At 64.0% G+C, this 405-nt stretch carries 1 protein-coding gene; it reads left to right on the top strand.

What is annotated here, in order from left to right; all coding sequences use genetic code 11:
• Window positions 1–187 (top strand): hypothetical protein (locus AC6LJW_RS29460; RefSeq protein ID WP_498088977.1); only part of this gene is annotated, 187 nt, incomplete at its 5' end.
• Window positions 188–405: the final 218 nt, after the last annotated feature.

Below are 405 nucleotides of genomic sequence, written 5' to 3'. Positions count from 1 at the left end.
CGGAGCCGTGGTTCGTCGTTGCTGGGTGCGCTTCGCGCTGTTGGGGATCGGTTTGCGAATGGCGCTCATCAGTCGGGGGAGAGCGATGATGGGCGGCGCGGCGACGAGCAGCCACAACTTCCCGACCCATACGCGCCGCCCATCGGGCACTGGAGTTGAAGTGACGATTACTGCCGTCTTCGCCTGAACCTGCCAAGAGCATCTGCCGCTGCCGGTGTCTGACACCCTTGGGAGACGCACTTGGTATGAAACGAATCTCACCAGGGTGTCAGACACCTCATTTGGTCTTACGAATTCGAGGGGTGTCAGACACCTAGCGCAGAAGCAGCCACACGCGCAGCGTCATCGCTCCGACGCAAGACGCCGCGTAAGCCCCCAAAGGCCGCCCGCGCGGCCGGCCCGGGG

The organism is Achromobacter sp. 1012554356, assembly GCF_059760815.1.
The sequence above is the reverse complement of the archived record's forward strand: the minus strand, read 5'-3'. Positions and strand labels throughout refer to the sequence as shown.